The 15,351-nt window shown below is 38.0% G+C and carries 14 protein-coding genes; 6 read left to right on the top strand and 8 right to left on the bottom strand.

Features of this window, described 5'->3' with window-relative positions; all coding sequences use genetic code 11:
• Nucleotides 1-243: 243 nt before the first annotated feature.
• Nucleotides 244-1,434 (top strand): efflux RND transporter periplasmic adaptor subunit, encoded by a 1,191-nt coding sequence (locus BEN71_RS08670; protein ID WP_068974516.1) that lies wholly within the window; start codon nucleotides 244-246, stop codon nucleotides 1,432-1,434.
• A 1-nt stretch (nucleotide 1,435) separates the two neighbouring features.
• The gene (locus BEN71_RS08665; RefSeq protein ID WP_068974515.1) at nucleotides 1,436-4,609 is read left to right on the top strand and encodes an efflux RND transporter permease subunit; all 3,174 of its coding nucleotides are present in this window, start codon (nucleotides 1,436-1,438) and stop codon (nucleotides 4,607-4,609) included.
• 216 nt (nucleotides 4,610-4,825) lie between these two features.
• Here the strand turns inward: BEN71_RS08665 and BEN71_RS08660 are convergent, their stop codons facing one another.
• Nucleotides 4,826-5,077 carry a hypothetical protein gene (locus tag BEN71_RS08660; RefSeq protein WP_068974514.1) on the bottom strand — a complete coding sequence of 84 codons (252 nt, stop codon included), beginning with the start codon at nucleotides 5,075-5,077 and terminating at the stop codon, nucleotides 4,826-4,828.
• A gap of 308 nt (nucleotides 5,078-5,385) precedes the next feature.
• Here BEN71_RS08660 and BEN71_RS08655 point away from each other — a divergent pair, with 308 nt between their 5' ends.
• Nucleotides 5,386-5,574 carry a hypothetical protein gene (locus BEN71_RS08655; RefSeq protein ID WP_068974513.1) on the top strand — a complete coding sequence of 63 codons (189 nt, stop codon included), beginning with the start codon at nucleotides 5,386-5,388 and terminating at the stop codon, nucleotides 5,572-5,574.
• On the opposite strand, the gene BEN71_RS08650 is transcribed toward BEN71_RS08655, so the two are convergent.
• From BEN71_RS08650 to BEN71_RS08640, 3 genes are all read right to left on the bottom strand, one after another.
• Nucleotides 5,561-6,199, bottom strand: a complete 639-nt coding sequence (locus BEN71_RS08650; protein ID WP_068974512.1) for a LysE family transporter — start codon at nucleotides 6,197-6,199, stop codon at nucleotides 5,561-5,563. The genes BEN71_RS08655 and BEN71_RS08650 overlap by 14 nt on opposite strands.
• Nucleotides 6,200-6,342: 143 nt before the next feature.
• Nucleotides 6,343-6,924 carry an FxsA family protein gene (locus BEN71_RS08645; protein ID WP_068974511.1) on the bottom strand — a complete coding sequence of 194 codons (582 nt, stop codon included), beginning with the start codon at nucleotides 6,922-6,924 and terminating at the stop codon, nucleotides 6,343-6,345.
• A 131-nt stretch (nucleotides 6,925-7,055) separates the two neighbouring features.
• Nucleotides 7,056-7,379, bottom strand: a complete 324-nt coding sequence (locus BEN71_RS08640) for a hypothetical protein (protein ID WP_068974510.1) — start codon at nucleotides 7,377-7,379, stop codon at nucleotides 7,056-7,058.
• 122 nt (nucleotides 7,380-7,501) lie between these two features.
• Between BEN71_RS08640 and ruvC the strand changes: the two genes are divergently transcribed.
• Nucleotides 7,502-8,047, top strand: coding sequence for a crossover junction endodeoxyribonuclease RuvC (gene ruvC / locus BEN71_RS08635; RefSeq protein WP_068974509.1), 546 nt, complete (start codon nucleotides 7,502-7,504; stop codon nucleotides 8,045-8,047).
• A 23-nt stretch (nucleotides 8,048-8,070) separates the two neighbouring features.
• Here ruvC and BEN71_RS08630 read toward each other — a convergent pair whose 3' ends face one another.
• From BEN71_RS08630 to BEN71_RS08620, 3 genes are read right to left on the bottom strand one after another with little or no spacing between them, the layout of a single operon-like run.
• A complete protein-coding gene (locus BEN71_RS08630) occupies nucleotides 8,071-8,412 on the bottom strand; it encodes a hypothetical protein (protein WP_068974508.1) in 342 nt (113 codons plus the stop codon).
• 1 nt (nucleotide 8,413) lies between these two features.
• Nucleotides 8,414-9,292, bottom strand: a complete 879-nt coding sequence (locus tag BEN71_RS19205) for a hypothetical protein (RefSeq protein ID WP_086322687.1) — start codon at nucleotides 9,290-9,292, stop codon at nucleotides 8,414-8,416.
• An 18-nt stretch (nucleotides 9,293-9,310) separates the two neighbouring features.
• A complete protein-coding gene (locus BEN71_RS08620; protein ID WP_068974507.1) occupies nucleotides 9,311-10,822 on the bottom strand; it encodes a bifunctional ADP-dependent NAD(P)H-hydrate dehydratase/NAD(P)H-hydrate epimerase in 1,512 nt (503 codons plus the stop codon).
• A gap of 68 nt (nucleotides 10,823-10,890) precedes the next feature.
• On the opposite strand from BEN71_RS08620, the gene queG reads away from it, so the two are divergent.
• Together queG and bioB are read left to right on the top strand one after the other, a co-directional pair.
• Nucleotides 10,891-11,985, top strand: coding sequence for a tRNA epoxyqueuosine(34) reductase QueG (queG, locus tag BEN71_RS08615; RefSeq protein ID WP_068974506.1), 1,095 nt, complete (start codon nucleotides 10,891-10,893; stop codon nucleotides 11,983-11,985).
• Nucleotides 11,986-12,287: 302 nt separating this feature from the next.
• Nucleotides 12,288-13,277: a biotin synthase BioB gene (gene bioB / locus BEN71_RS08610; protein ID WP_068974505.1), complete on the top strand. Its 990-nt coding sequence runs from the start codon at nucleotides 12,288-12,290 to the stop codon at nucleotides 13,275-13,277.
• 107 nt (nucleotides 13,278-13,384) lie between these two features.
• Here the strand turns inward: bioB and BEN71_RS08605 are convergent, their stop codons facing one another.
• Nucleotides 13,385-15,277, bottom strand: a complete 1,893-nt coding sequence (locus BEN71_RS08605; protein WP_068974504.1) for a M48 family metalloprotease — start codon at nucleotides 15,275-15,277, stop codon at nucleotides 13,385-13,387.
• Nucleotides 15,278-15,351: the final 74 nt, after the last annotated feature.

Here is a 15,351-nt window from a genome sequence, read left to right as displayed (position 1 = left end):
CTTTTATATGCTTATCTATACCACACTATAACCGAACTCAAGCTTATACACTTATTGCTCTAGCCAAGGTATAGACCCTGCTTTTTATTGAACAGAACTGTTAAGTGTCAACACTCCTTGATATAAGATGATTCTTTCACCCTACGCTCAAACTTTATTCCTTAAAACTTAAGTAATATCCTCTTGACCAATGATTCATCACTTAGACATACTGAGCTATCTTGATTTATTTAAAAGTTAAAAATGACTTTGCATGATCCTTTGCAGAAAAAAAGCATAAGTTCAAAAGTATGGATCACTCTTATTGTGATCATTTTAGCTTTTATTATTGCTTTAATTGCTTATAAATTTTCTAATAAAAAAGCGTCTGATACGCAGAATACTACAGCCACAGAAACAGCAAAGCCTGCTCTCACTGTGACAGTCACTCAGCCTGAAATACAAAACTGGCAACAGAGTTTAACTGCCAATGGCAATATTGCAGCGTGGCAAGAAGTCGTAATCGGAAGTGAACTTTCAGGACAACGCATTACCAAAGTCAATGTCAATATTGGCGATACTGTCAAACGTGGTCAAGTTTTAGCAGAGATCAATAATGAAAGTATTCGTGCAGATTTAGCCACTGCGAAAGCCAATTATGCAGAAGCCAAAGCGGTTCTTGCTGATGCAAGCATTAACAATCAAAGAATTCAAAAACTTAAGAACACAGGAGCAATTTCTCAACAAGAAGCGACTAAATACCTAACCTCACAAAGTACAGCACAAGCCAAATTGGATGCTGCCAAAGCGCAAATCGATAGTTATCAAATACGCTTATCTCAGACGCAAGTAATTGCCCCAGACAACGGTGTGATTTCAGCACGTGCTGCAACAGTCGGCTCTTTGGCACAAACTGGGCAAGAAATGTTTCGTATGATTCGTGACGACCGCTTGGAATGGCGTGCAGAAGTCACAGCGACTGATCTCTATAAATTAAAACAAGGCAATACAGTTCAAATTACTTCACCTGATCCAAACCGTCCAAAAGTCACAGGAACAGTCAGAATGATTGCACCTGTGATTGATCCTCAAACACGTTATGGTCTGGTCTATGTGGATATTCCAAACACAGATGCAGTTCGTATGGGGATGTTCGTGAAAGGTGAATTTGATCTTGGAGAAAAGTCTGCAATCACCGTTCCGCAAACAGCAGTATTACTTCGCGATGGTTTTTCTTATGTGTTTATAGTCGGTAAAGATCAACGTGTTACTCAACAGAAAGTAACCCTTGGTAGACGCTTAAATGATCGTGTTGAAATTTTAGATGTAGCAGAAAATGTCAAATTAGTCGCTACAGGTACGGGGTTCTTAGCCGATGGGGATTTGGTGAAAATTGGGCAAAATATTCCTGACACTCCACTCAGCAAACAACTTGTGACGACACAGGAGAAATAGGATGAATTTCTCCGCATGGTCTATTCGCAATCCAATACCATCGATTTTATTATTTATCATGCTGGGTTTGGCAGGATTACTTTGTTTTAAGTGGATGAAAGTCCAACATTTTCCAGACATTGAATTGCCAATGGTCACAGTGAGTGCAGCCCTACCAGGTGCAGCTCCACCACAACTGGAAACCGAAGTTGCGCGTAAAATTGAGAATTCAATCGCCACGATTCAAGGCTTAAAAAATCAATACGCCAGTATCAAAGATGGTGTGGTTACGATTACTGCTGAATTTCAACTGGAAAAGCCGCTACAAGAAGCCGTAGATGATGTTCGTAATGCTGTTTCTCAAGTCCGCTCTGATTTACCCGCCGATCTTCGTGATCCTATTGTCAGTAAAATCAATCTTTCAGGTTCACCCATTTTAACCTATACCATTCAATCTCCTCGAATGGATGAAGAGGCACTGTCTTGGTTTGTAGACTACGATGTGGCTCGAACCATGCTCAAAGTTAAAGGTGTAGGTGCTGTTTCACGTGTTGGCGGTGTCACACGGCAAGTTGATGTTGAACTTGACCCTGAAAAATTACTGGCTTTAAATGCAACAGCGACTGATGTCACCCGCCAACTGCGCCTAGTACAACAAGAAGCTTCTGGTGGACAAACCAAAATCGGTGGAAGTGAGCAATCCATTCGTACCATTGCGACTGTAAAAACAGCGGCTGAAATCGCGGCAATGGAAATACCACTCAGTACTGGGCAACATGTCCGTTTGGATCAAGTTGCGACTGTACGAGATGGACTTGCGGAGCGGAGATCTGTTGCGCTGTTGAATGGTCATCCGGTGATTGGGTTTGAAATCACGCGAAGTAAGGGTGAAAGTGAGGTAGACGTCGAAATAGGCGTCAAAGAAGCTTTAGATAAACTTAAAGCCACCTATCCAGATATCCAAATTACCGAAGCATTTAACTTTGTAAATCCAGTTAGCGATAACTACAAAGGCTCAATGTCGTTACTTTATGAAGGTGCGATTCTTGCGATTTTAGTGGTTTGGTTATTTTTAAGAGATTGGCGAGCCACAATCATTGCAGCTACAGCGCTTCCACTTTCAATCTTACCTGCTTTGATTGGAATGTATTATCTTGGCTTTACATTAAACACAGTTACCCTGCTCGCGATGTCACTGGTCGTGGGGATACTGGTTGATGATGCCATTGTTGAAATTGAAAATATCATACGGCATTTGCGGATGGGGAAAACACCCTATGAAGCTGCGATGGAAGCTGCCGATGAAATCGGTTTAGCCGTGATTGCAACGACATTTACACTCATTGCAGTTTTCTTACCCACCGCATTTATGAGTGGAATTGCGGGAAAGTTTTTTGTCCAATTTGGTTGGACTGCGGCTTTAGCAATTTTTACTTCACTCTTAGTTGCACGATTACTCACACCGATGATGTCTGCTTACTTTCTCAAACCGTGGATTAAACCTCACGGGGAAACAGACACGATTGAACAAACACCACAAAATGAACAAGAACATATAGTTTCAACTGATCAAGGTGAAAAGGAATTAGCTCAAGATCGAAGCAAAGATGGGCGTGTTATGCGTACCTATATGAGTATGGTGACATGGTGTATTCATCATCGCTGGATCACCTTATCTGGCGCTATTTTATTCTTTATTGGTTCTATCTTACTTATTCCACTTTTGCCGACAGGCTTTGTTCCACCTCCTGATACTGGACAAACTCAAGTTCGCGTGGAGCTTCCACCAGGATCACAGTTTGCAGATACGCTAAAAGCCGCAGAATATGCACGTAATTTAATTAAAGCAAATAGCGAAGTTAAGAGTATATACACCACTATTGGTGGTGGTTCAGCGGGTACAGATCCTTTTGCTGGTGGAGCATCAAGTGAGCCACGAAAAGCAACGCTAACGATCCAACTTACAGACCGTTCTGACCGTTCAGCAAGCTTACAAGAAATTGAAAATGATTTACGTGAACGCCTCGTTGTACTCCCAGGTGGACGTATAGAGGTAGGCATTGCGGGTAATAATAGTCAATTTCAAATTTCACTGTCTGGTGATGATTCTGATACGCTCATCGCGACAGCACGTCAACTTGAACGTGAAATTCGTACAATCCCCAATATTGGGAGTATTACATCGAGTGCTGCGCTAATTCGTCCTGAATTAGTGATTCGTCCAGATTTTGCTAAAGCTGCGGATCTTGGCGTAACCACTCAAAATATTGCGGAGACTGTTCGTGTTGCGACAGCTGGTGATTTTGATCAAAATCTTGCGAAACTCAACCTTTCTCAACGTCAAATTCCGATTGTGATTAAACTTCCTTTAGCTGCACGCCAAGATCAAGATTTGATTAAGCGCTTAATGATCAATGGTACTAAAGGACCCGTAATGTTAGGGACTATTGCGCAAGTCGAAATTGAAAGTGGTCCCTCACAAATTGATCGCTTTAACCGACTACGCAATATTAATTTCAGCATTGAGTTAAATAATCAGCCTTTGGGTGATATTGCTGCTGCTGTTGATCAGCTTCCAACCATGAAAAATTTACCACCTACAGTAAAAAGAACAGATATAGGTGATGCAGAAGTTATGGCAGAATTATTTGCCAGCTTCGGTTTAGCCATGCTCACAGGCGTACTATGTATCTATGTAGTCTTGGTATTATTATTTAAAGACTTTTTACAACCCATCACTATCTTGGTTGCATTACCCTTGTCACTCGGCGGTGCTTTCGTACTCCTTCTGTTAGCCAAAAGTAGTTTTTCAATGCCGAGCCTCATTGGTTTAATTATGTTGATGGGAATCGCCAGTAAAAACTCCATTCTTCTTGTCGATTATGCAATTCTCGCCAGAAACGAACGGCAATATTCACGTTTCAATGCCCTACTCGATGCCTGTCATAAACGAGCACGTCCTATTATTATGACAACACTGGCAATGGGTGCAGGTATGTTACCGATTGCTTTAGGAATTGGAACTGACCCGAGCTTTAGAGCACCTATGGCGATTTCTGTGATTGGTGGTTTAATCACCAGTACGTTCTTATCACTTTTGGTCATTCCAGTTGTCTATACATTTATTGATGACATTAATAATAAAATTCATAGTTTTAGAAAAACCAAACCCAAGTTACAGTCATCAACAGATTAGAACTTGACTTAAAATGAACCCCAAGAAATTAAAAAAACTCGCTTAGGCGAGTTTTTTTGTAAGGTGAAGATATAAAAATGTTTGATTCAAAAATATGTCCTCCTCTTTCACTCTAATGATAAATAAAATCCCATCCCCAAAGTTTCAATCTACTTGTTTTAATATTTTGCATATAGTAATCATCATGCTCTTAAATATTATTATAAACAACTAAAACTAATGTGTACCAGACTTTGAATCTTGTTGTAATACATCAAAAATTGAGACTTGTGTTGGGGTTTCAATATTATGATTTTGAATATAAATATGCCCGACTTTAAATGTCACCGCAGTAAAAAAACATGCAACTAGGCAAAAAATCCATAAACCGTATGGGCTTTTGATATGTTGAGAACCACATTTAGGACAAACTTTTTCAGTCGAACTAACAGCTTCATTACAGCATGCGCAGTGATATTGTAGAATCATCGTTATATCTCCTTTTTGTGCGCTATTATTGTTTTTATTTATTACAATAAGATTATATCCATTAACCAAATGTAATTTTTTACTTCATAATTTAGTGTACATGATTACTTTATTTTGACAAGTCTTATTTGTTTCAATTCATTTTTCAATAACTTCATAAACTTAACAACGCTACAAGCATCAAAGAATCACTACTTTCCTTGTAAATCAAGGTTCTACAGATAAAATTTAAACCAGAAATAAATAGAAACAAATATCACTTTTTCACGATATAATTATTCAATATATTGGCAAGCTTGGGGGTTATTGTGGTTCAACTGATAAAAAAAGGTGGTCTGAGAGAACGTGCGAATCGTAGCTCAAAATATTCTCAATCTGAAAATAATGTCAAGACTCTAGACCCGCATCGTTATAACAATCAACTTCAAGACGCCGAAAAGCAAGCTTTAGTTCCAAGCTCAAACGCTGAAAACAATCAAAATACTAAGCCAGATTAAACATTTTCAACACATCTACCCATAAGAAAATTGCGAATAATAAAAAAAAACTTCCTGACAAAATATCAATATAACTTCCTGATTTTTGGTAAATTGCCTTGATCTTTGGAATTGACATAATCAGCATCAATAAACTAAAAACGAAAAAAGTTTGAATCGGAATAATCACAGCTAACTGTGGTTTAAGGTTCATTCCTGCTGTCGAACTCAAAGCCAATGAAAATACACTACTGAAATAAATCACAATTTTGGGATTGGCTAAGTTGGTATATAAGCCCAATAAGAAATAATTTTTGGGCTTTTCTTCAATCTGACCATCAAGATTTGTACTTTGCTTCAATGATGCAATTCCGCCTTTCAACATGCCGTAGCCCATTTTTGCTAAAAAGAATCCACCAATAAGCATCAGAACTTGCTGAATCCACGGCCATTGTTCAAGTAATACGGTAAAACCCAATAGCGTTAACGCAACCCACACCACCACGCCGACAGAAATGCCTAAAATAATTTTTAGTGTATTGGCACGTGAGGTTGACGCAGCACTTTTCGCAACAAGTAGTACATCTGGACCAGGACTGAGTTGAGCAATGAAGTGTAATGCGCAAATGGTCAGTAACATTGACATAATAAATACGAATAATCTTAAATCATCAGCGCAATATTATACTGTTTGATCAAATCAATAGTGAGAATTCACGGTGTTTTAAACATAAAAAAATGCAAAAAAAAGCTGAATCATGAGATTCAGCTTTAAAATTACAACAAATATTATTTTTTATTGACATCTTTAAATTCAATTTGCTTATGTTCTGGTTCAACTTCATGCGCCTCTCCATCAATAATGGTTGACCCACGATTGTTAGGATTGCCTGACTGTTGATTTTGCATGTCTTGCATTTGACGCATTAAATCTGCAAATGGGTTTTGACCTTGAGCACCGCCCATGTCTCCCATATTGCCCATGCCACCCATCATATTGTTCATCATGGCTTGCTGTTTCTTCGCCATGAAGCTCATGCCTGCTTTTTTAATCATGTTTTGCACAGGTGGAAGTAACATTAACAATGCCAATACATCGGTAATTAAACCTGGAATCATTAAAAGAATGCCTGCAAAAGCTGTTGCCATTTTTTTGGCAATCGTAGGATCATTCCCCATCATTCCTGTCATTTGCATTTGTTGCAATTGCGGCATAATGGTTGCTGTACTTGAACGCAATAAATTTAAACCAATGAAAAATGCAATCAAGAACCAAAAGAAAACGTACCAACCACTGGTAAATTGAGCAACCCCAATCCATACAGCGATTTCAAGAATAGTACCAATCAAAATAATAGGAAAAAGTTTCATCGAAACAATGCATCTCAAAGATTAAATAAAATTTAGTATGAAAATTATATGAAAAATATAAATTTCATTGCTTTATCTTTTATATGGGCATTTCAAAACTTTTAAAGGGCTTATTTCAGTTTTTCCGCTTTTTATTGCTTTTGCCATTCGTTTTCGGTGGTTTTATAGAACAAATACAATGCGATCACGGTACCGATTGGAAATAAAAACAATAGGATTACGGCAATAAATTTGGATATATTTCGTCCTCTTGTCGAGCCTTGTGCAGATTCATTTGAAGCGACGAAATGTAAATACATCATCCAACCGAATAAAACCAGTAAGACTAAAAAGACCAACACAGCATCAAGATCGAACTTACTCAATATGCCAAAACCTAGAAAAATCAAACCTAAGCTATAGATCAAAGCAATCATTCGATGAATCCAATACACTTCTTTATTTTTAATATTCATCTCAGCCTAAATCATTTGAATCCCAATACTTTGCACGACGATTATACAATGCCTATAAATTTCTACTTACATTTTATTTTTGGAATCATATAATTGATTCAATATTTACGATAAGCAGTATTATGCCTTTAATTATTGGAATTGACCCAGGTTCACGCTTAACTGGTTATGGCATCATTGAAAAAGATGGTCAAAAACTCACATTTGTTGATGCAGGGACGATTCGCACTGAAACCACTGAAATGCCTGAGCGTTTAAAACGTATATTTGCAGGTGTAGATCGTATTGTTAAATTTCATGGACCAACTGAAGCAGCAGTAGAACAAGTGTTTATGGCGCAAAATCCCGATTCTGCATTAAAACTCGGGCAGGCACGTGGTGCTGCGATTGCGGCTTTGGTCAATTTAGACCTACAAGTAGCTGAATATACAGCCCGTCAAATCAAACAATCCGTTGTAGGTTACGGCGCTGCAGACAAAGAACAAGTGCAAATGATGGTCATGAAATTACTGAATCTTTCAATTAAACCACAACAAGATGCAGCCGATGCGCTTGCCGCTGCGATTTGTCATGCACATGCTTCGGGCAGTATGAGTAAACTTGCTGTATTAAATGCTTTGGGTGGTATGGCGCGAGGACGTAGTCGTAATAGCAGTCGTAGACGTTAGTTTTAGCAATACATCTGAAATGCCTAAACTAAATAAGCTGCACTGTCTTTTTTCACTTCACGAATGCTCGGTTGCTTTGAATAAGTTGCAATGAGCATTTTTCCAGAAGTTCGTAAATTTTTCTTCTGTTCAGGGTCGATACGAATCAATACCAATTCTTCTGGAATACGTTGATTAGCAATTTCACGAGAAATGATGAAATTTTGGTTACGTTCAACCACTTTAAAGTTAGAAAATTCTTTTTGCAGTTTTTCTTTAAAACTTAAATTTTTATCTTCTTTCTTATCACTACCAATCTGCGTATAAATAATCATCAGCACACATGCGGCAAAGACAATTCCAACCACTAGATATTTTTCTAACATTCTATTTTACTCGAATATACTTTTGCTGCGCTTCATTGTAATGGTACACATGCGTTGCATGAATAGGAACAATTTTAGCAATATCATCCTGATAAATTTGTTGAGTTCCTGAATAATGGATTTCAATATCATATAAACCATCATGTTCAGTGCTTAAAAACCGATAATCACCTTGCGTATTATATATTTTGTCGCTGCCTGTCACTTCATTGTCATTACTAATTTCAGCAACTTCAAATTTATTCATCTTCGGATTTTCATCAAATGGAGTAATAAATAATTTTGTATGAGAATAGCCTTGTCGACCATATTCTTGTTCTTCAACATAACCTTTAATTTCAGGTCCTACCTTGCGAATATTTTTAATGATGTCTTCAACAGGATATGGTTGAAAATTAAAATCACCTTTAAACCAACCATTTTCATCTAGGCTTCGACTGATTAATTCAAATTTTCCATTTTCATTTTTTCTAAAAAGATAAAACTGTGTAAATGTTGCACATACTCCACAAAATTTAAGTCGAGCATCTTCTTTATCAATTAATATTTCTGTCGTAGAGATCAAATAACGAGCTTCATTTTGTACATTTTGAAAAGTTTTAGCTGGACTAAAAACGATGACAGCATCATCATTTTCATCTATCCCTACTTCACTGGCATTTTTAATTCCAACATATTGAACTTTCTCATGCTCAAGTTCAGGAATTTTGACGTATTGAATATCTTTCTGATAAAACGCCATCATCACCGTTTTAAAATCTAAATCTTTCAAAACAATGACATTATTTTTCTTCTCGATTTGAGTTGAAATTGTTTGTGCTATTCCTGATGGGCTAACAGCACTGATCAAAATTAATACCAGTAAAATTTTATTTATCATAAATATGCATTATTCTTATCATTCGTTTTGGATTTTAACATGATTTACAACTTGATAAACTGCCTCATTCATATGTTGAGCCTGCAAACCTCGCATACCTTTTTGCGCCAAATAATCTCCTGCAAGCGCATGTAGAGTTACAATTTCATGTAGGTGAATTTCATCAGAAAACTGAGCTTTTAGACTAGCGATCATCCCTGCCAATACATCCCCCATTCCGCCTGTTCCCATGCCTGCATTACCTGCGGTACAGATCCACAATTGATCTTCGAGAGTTAAGCTTCCTGCACCTTTAAGCACCCATTGACCTGAGTATTTTTCTTGAAGCTGATGAATAGCTTGTACTCGATCATTTTCTATTTCAGCAACAGAACAATTAAGTAACTTCGCAGCCTCACCTGGATGTGGTGTTAAATAAGTTTCCGAATGTAGTTGTATTGGTTGCTCTGCCAAAAACCATAATGCATCGGCATCTAAAACAATTTGTAAATGCTGAGTCGTATGTAATGTTGTTTGAATTGGATGGAACCACTGCTCAAATTGCTGTTTTGCCCAATCATCACGACCAAGCCCCATACCAAAGCAGACTGCATCTACATGATTCAATAAAGCAGTAATGTCTGATGCATTTAATGCATTAATATCACGCAACATAATATTTGGTGAGCGTGACAAAATTGCAGTATGGTGTTTTGCATCACATGCAATCGTGACCTTCCCTGCACCTGCGCTAAAGGCAGACTCAGCTGCCATCATCACCGCACCGCCCATTTCGGCATGACCACCCACCACTAAGACATGTCCATAACTACCTTTATGACCAAAGGCTTGGCGCTGTGGTAATGTAATCTCAGTTAGAGAAAGTTGCGCAATCGGTTTTAATTCTTGGTCTTTAGGAATAGCTGAAATCACTTCAATTTGACCTGAATACTCTTTCCCTTGCCCTGTGAATAGCCCTATTTTCAAACCTAAAACTGTAAAAGTCTGATCTGCTTTAATGGCAATCGGTAAAGGCTGTCCTGTATTGGCATTCAAACCACTTGGAATATCAATAGCAATTTTCAAACCTGATTGAGCATTAAATTTTTGGATAATACCTTGCCAAGACTCATCTAAATCACGATTTAAACCAATGCCAAATAATGCATCGATATGGCAATCAAACTGTTGTGTAATATAGAAATGCTGATGTATTTTCACTTGGTTTAAATGAGCAATATGCATCGCAGACTTTAAATCAGTTGAATGTCCTGCTTCCGCCGAATAAATTTCAACCTCATAACCCGCTTGTTTTAAATAACTTGCAAGACAATAGCCATCCCCTGCATTATTTCCAGCGCCACACCAAACTGCGATTTTATCGATTGGACGTGCCGAATCTGGTGAATGATGACTTTGAAATTGCTGAATTAAACGCTGTGCAATTGACCATGCAACCTGTTGCATCAGTCCAAATGAACTATTTTGCTGTGCAAACCAACGACGTTCCCATGCTTGAATGTCATGGCTATGATAAACTTGTTGATGCATGATCTTATTCATTGTCTTATGCATAGTCCTGTCCCTTTTTCTCAAATTTTATAGCGCATTCATCTACTATGTCAGCAACTTCAACTACACCATCCATTCCATTGCAACAGCTTGATCTTCAAGAGTTAAAAACTTGGATCAAACAACAAGCTTTGCAACTTGGCTTTGCTGATTGTGTCATTGCTCGACCAGATGCTCAAGCTGAATTACCACGATTTAAAGAATATTTAAAACGTGGCTATCACGGCGACATGAAGTTTTTAGAAGAAAATTTAGAAAAGCGTGCTGATCCAACTTTATTGGTACCAGGAACTAAAAGCATTATTTGTGTGCGAATGAATTACTTGGTTGAAACACCTAAACCTCGCTATGTACCAGATGAACCCAATTCAGCGATTATTGCACGCTATGCGCGTGGGCGTGACTACCACAAAGTCATGCGTGGGCGATTAAAAACATTAGCATCGATCATTCGTGAACGGGTTGGTGAGTTTGAATCACGTCCCTTTGCAGATTCTGCACCTGTATTTGAAAAGTCTTTGGCTGAAAATGCAGGCATGGGATGGACAGGCAAACATACTTTATTGATTCATAAAAAATCAGGCTCTTTTTTTGTATTGGGTGAATTATTTACCTCACTGGAACTGCCCTTTGATGAGCCTGCAACACATCATTGTGGTTCATGTACGGCATGTATCGACATCTGCCCGACCCAAGCCATTGTCGAACCTTATATGCTCGATGCACGAAAATGTATCGCTTATCTCACCATTGAATATAAAGGCATCATTCCAGAGGAATTACGTCGTGGTATTGGTAATCGAGTCTTTGGTTGTGATGACTGCCAGCTGATTTGCCCTTGGAATAGCTTTGCCAAAAAGGCATCGATTGAAGATTTTAATCCGCGTCATGGCTTAGATGATGTAAGTCTATTAGATCTATGGCAATGGGATGAACAAACCTTTCTTGACTGTACTGAAGGCAGCCCAATACGTCGTACAGGTTTCCAAAGCTTTAAGCGGAATATTGCAATTGGACTGGGAAATGCACCATTTTCGCCACAAATTATCCAAGCATTGCAACAAAATAATCCACAGCATGATCATGTTGTGCAAGTCCATGTTGATTGGGCGATTGCAGAACAATTAGCCAAGAAGCCATAAATTCAAAACTTTGGAATGGTCATTTATAACTTATTCTTAAATTACAAGTTCATGACAAAGTTTTCAAAATTTTAAAGTTTTAATGACCAAGAGTCTGAAGTTTATCTTTTTACAAATTAAATATTGTTAGTAAATTCACATAAAATAGTGCAACTTCGCAAGTATATTCACAATTTTACTTTTCCATTCAATTAAACTTTTTTATCGTAAGATACCATTATATTTGGACATTTTTGCCCTTTGGAATTGGCATGATTTCTGTATGATAAACACATAGATCATAATTATCACGGATTTGAACCATGACTGTACGCAATGACTGGACTCGTGAAGAAATTCAAGCTTTATACGAGCAACCATTTCTTGACTTGGTATTTCAAGCGCAACAAACACATCGTCAACATTTTGATGCCAATACCATTCAGGTCAGTACACTACTCTCAATCAAAACAGGAAAATGCCCTGAAGATTGTAAATATTGTTCTCAATCTGCGCGTTATGATTCAAAACTTGAAGCTGAAAAACGTATCGCGGTTGATAAAGTAATTCGTGAAGCCAAAGAAGCTCTAGAATCAGGTTCATCACGTTTTTGTATGGGCGCTGCATGGCGTAATCCGCATGAGCGTGATATGCCTTATGTCTTAGAAATGGTACGTGAAGTTAAAGCACTTGGCTTAGAAACATGCATGACCTTAGGTATGCTCAACCAATCTCAAGCAGAACGCTTACACGAAGCCGGTTTAGATTATTACAACCATAACTTAGATACTTCTCGTGAATATTACCCAAATGTGATCAGTACACGTACTTATGATGACCGCTTAAATACACTTGATCATGTACGCAATGCAGGCATGAAAGTATGTAGTGGTGGTATTGTCGGTCTAGGTGAAAACCAGAATGATCGTATTGGCTTATTACTTGAGTTGGCGACTTTAGCCGTACATCCTGAATCTGTTCCGATCAACATGCTCGTACCCATTGAAGGCACGCCTTTGGCTGATGTTGAAAAACTTGATGTAACAGAATGGATTCGTACCATTGCTGTTGCACGTATCATTATGCCGAAAAGCTATATTCGCCTGTCTGCGGGTCGTGAATCATTGTCAGATTCTGATCAAGCTTTGGCATTTATGGCAGGGGCAAACTCATTGTTTAGTGGTGAGAAATTATTGACTACACCAAATGCTGGCGATGGACGCGATAAGCAACTCTTTAATAAATTAGGTTTAACTGTCGAAAAAGCCAAACCAACTGTTGCTGAACTTTCAATTGATGCAATGGCAAGTTGATCGCCATTTTTTAAATCTGAATTCGCTTAAACAACACCTCATCTCTCTTCAACTTAGAGATGAGGTAAATAAACCCCACGTGTATCCTCTGTATTCACTCAAACCCATCAAACAATCATCACACTATTCTTCTTCTGCATCTGATCTACGATTTCTTGTGTTTTAAATCCTAAACGCCAATATAACAACTCAAGCACATCCAATTCATCTTGAGTAATAATACGATCATTCCACAAACAAATTTCTGCAACCCCTAAAATACTTAAGCGATCACGCAATAATAATCCTGCAATATCATTCAGAATTTCACCCAGATCAATCGGTTCATCCGAAATTTCTTCGAATAAGTCCAATTCATCTTTAGACAATACACGCTCAAGAATTTGATAACGCACATCAAGTTGATTGGCACTATTAATCTGCTGTACATGCAATAAAGCATCAATCAAACGGACTATTTGCGGTTTTACCGTTTCAAGTGATGATGGCGTATGCATCGGCAATAAATGCAACTCTGCTTTTACTCGCTCAATTAACAAAGCATCTAGCAAGCCAATTTCACCATCTTCTTGGATAATTTTCGCCAATTTAGTGACAAATTGACGTGCACTGGTCGCAGGCATATTACCTAAACTCTCACATGCGTCATGGAAAATTTGAATATGCACACGACCATCCAAATGCAGTAAAGAGTCAATAATAGCGCGGCTCACTTCTGCATTTGATGGAATGAATTCACGATACTGACGAATCATCAAAATTGCGACCATCACCTCACGTGAACCGGTTGCCGTTTGCATCGCTCTTTGTATTAAATCTGGACGCTCAATTTGACGGCGTACTTCTGGATTTAAGGGCTTAATCGCATCATTTAACGCAAAACTGATTGGAGATAAGCGTAATAATGGCAAAGGTTGTGGTGACACCCACGGGTTATACACTTCACTCGTTGACTCATCCAAGGGGCGTAATAAACTAAATAAAGGTTGGCTTCGTAGTTTTTTTAGATTTTCCAATTGTAAATCTTGTAACAATGTCGGGTTCAGCTCATAGATTCGCTCTTCAATACTTGGATGTGTATTTAGCCAACTTTGTGGTCCCAATGAGTTTGCAAAACACATATGTGCAATAGATTCTGAATATTCACTATGAATTTGTGAACCTGCATGATGCACATAAATTCTTAATAAAGTTTGTACATTGGCATTATTGAGCAATAATTTTTTAGTTTTATAATCGTTATAAAAAGTACGACCACCTAAAGTAAAATATTTAATCAAGCGGTTGATTAAAATCCCCATACTTCCCAACAGCCAAATTACCCCACCGATTGCGACAAAACTTGTTTCAAAACGATGTTGCTTCCCTTTGGTTTGATATCGCTTAAATCCTTGCTTGGTGAATTTACTGCCTAATTGGCTAAATGTAATCAACCCACTAAACAAAATTTTCAGCCGAGTATTTTCACGCACTTCACCTGATAAAATTTGATTAAACTCATGTCCCAACAAACCATAAAGTTCTAATTCATCTAAATTTTGTAAAGCTCCCCACGTCAAAATAATGACCGTATCACGCGGATGAAAGCCCGCTGTTAATGCATTTACACCCACTTCATCAGGCAATACATATAAGGTCGGTGCATCAATCTCGAATGTTTCAGCAAATTTATCTGCCAATTTTAATGCAACACTTTCTTCAGGCGTGCTTTCGATTTGACTTAAACGACGAGCTTTTAACTGCTTTGCAAGGGAATGCCCACCAGAGCGAAATACATAAAATTCATATAAAATTGACCATAGAATAATGATCAAGACCAAGCCCACACAATAAGGACTAAGCACATGCCACCAAATCAGTTGGGTCGGATCAATATAGTGGACGAGCAAGCCCAATACCGTGTTTAAAATAAAAATAGTCAAAATAACCGCAAGTAAGCATGAACTTGCAGACCACAACATATTCTTGTTTTTTAATAAATAGTGACTGACATCGTTCAATGTAAATTCCCTCATTACATTGCAAAATACTGTACAAAAAATACTATAAATCAAAAGTGCATATGAAAAAAGCG

Origin of the sequence: Acinetobacter wuhouensis (assembly GCF_001696605.3) — a bacterium.
GTDB lineage: Bacteria > Pseudomonadota > Gammaproteobacteria > Pseudomonadales > Moraxellaceae > Acinetobacter > Acinetobacter wuhouensis.
Note: the sequence above shows the minus strand (reverse complement) of the source record. Positions and strands in the feature narration are given on the sequence as shown.

Excerpts from the sequence above, each read along its gene's own strand:
- BEN71_RS08620 (WP_068974507.1), bottom strand. The coding sequence starts at position 10,822 with ATGCATCAACAAGTTTATCATAGCCATGACATTCAAGCATGGGAACGT.
- BEN71_RS08645 (WP_068974511.1), bottom strand. The coding sequence starts at position 6,924 with ATGAAACTTTTTCCTATTATTTTGATTGGTACTATTCTTGAAATCGCT.
- ruvC (WP_068974509.1), top strand. The coding sequence starts at position 7,502 with ATGCCTTTAATTATTGGAATTGACCCAGGTTCACGCTTAACTGGTTAT.
- BEN71_RS08640 (WP_068974510.1), bottom strand. The coding sequence starts at position 7,379 with ATGAATATTAAAAATAAAGAAGTGTATTGGATTCATCGAATGATTGCT.
- BEN71_RS08630 (WP_068974508.1), bottom strand. The coding sequence starts at position 8,412 with ATGTTAGAAAAATATCTAGTGGTTGGAATTGTCTTTGCCGCATGTGTG.
- BEN71_RS08660 (WP_068974514.1), bottom strand. The coding sequence starts at position 5,077 with ATGATTCTACAATATCACTGCGCATGCTGTAATGAAGCTGTTAGTTCG.
- BEN71_RS08650 (WP_068974512.1), bottom strand. The coding sequence starts at position 6,199 with ATGTCAATGTTACTGACCATTTGCGCATTACACTTCATTGCTCAACTC.
- bioB (WP_068974505.1), top strand. The coding sequence starts at position 12,288 with ATGACTGTACGCAATGACTGGACTCGTGAAGAAATTCAAGCTTTATAC.
- BEN71_RS19205 (WP_086322687.1), bottom strand. The coding sequence starts at position 9,292 with ATGATAAATAAAATTTTACTGGTATTAATTTTGATCAGTGCTGTTAGC.
- queG (WP_068974506.1), top strand. The coding sequence starts at position 10,891 with ATGTCAGCAACTTCAACTACACCATCCATTCCATTGCAACAGCTTGAT.
- BEN71_RS08670 (WP_068974516.1), top strand. The coding sequence starts at position 244 with ATGACTTTGCATGATCCTTTGCAGAAAAAAAGCATAAGTTCAAAAGTA.
- BEN71_RS08665 (WP_068974515.1), top strand. The coding sequence starts at position 1,436 with ATGAATTTCTCCGCATGGTCTATTCGCAATCCAATACCATCGATTTTA.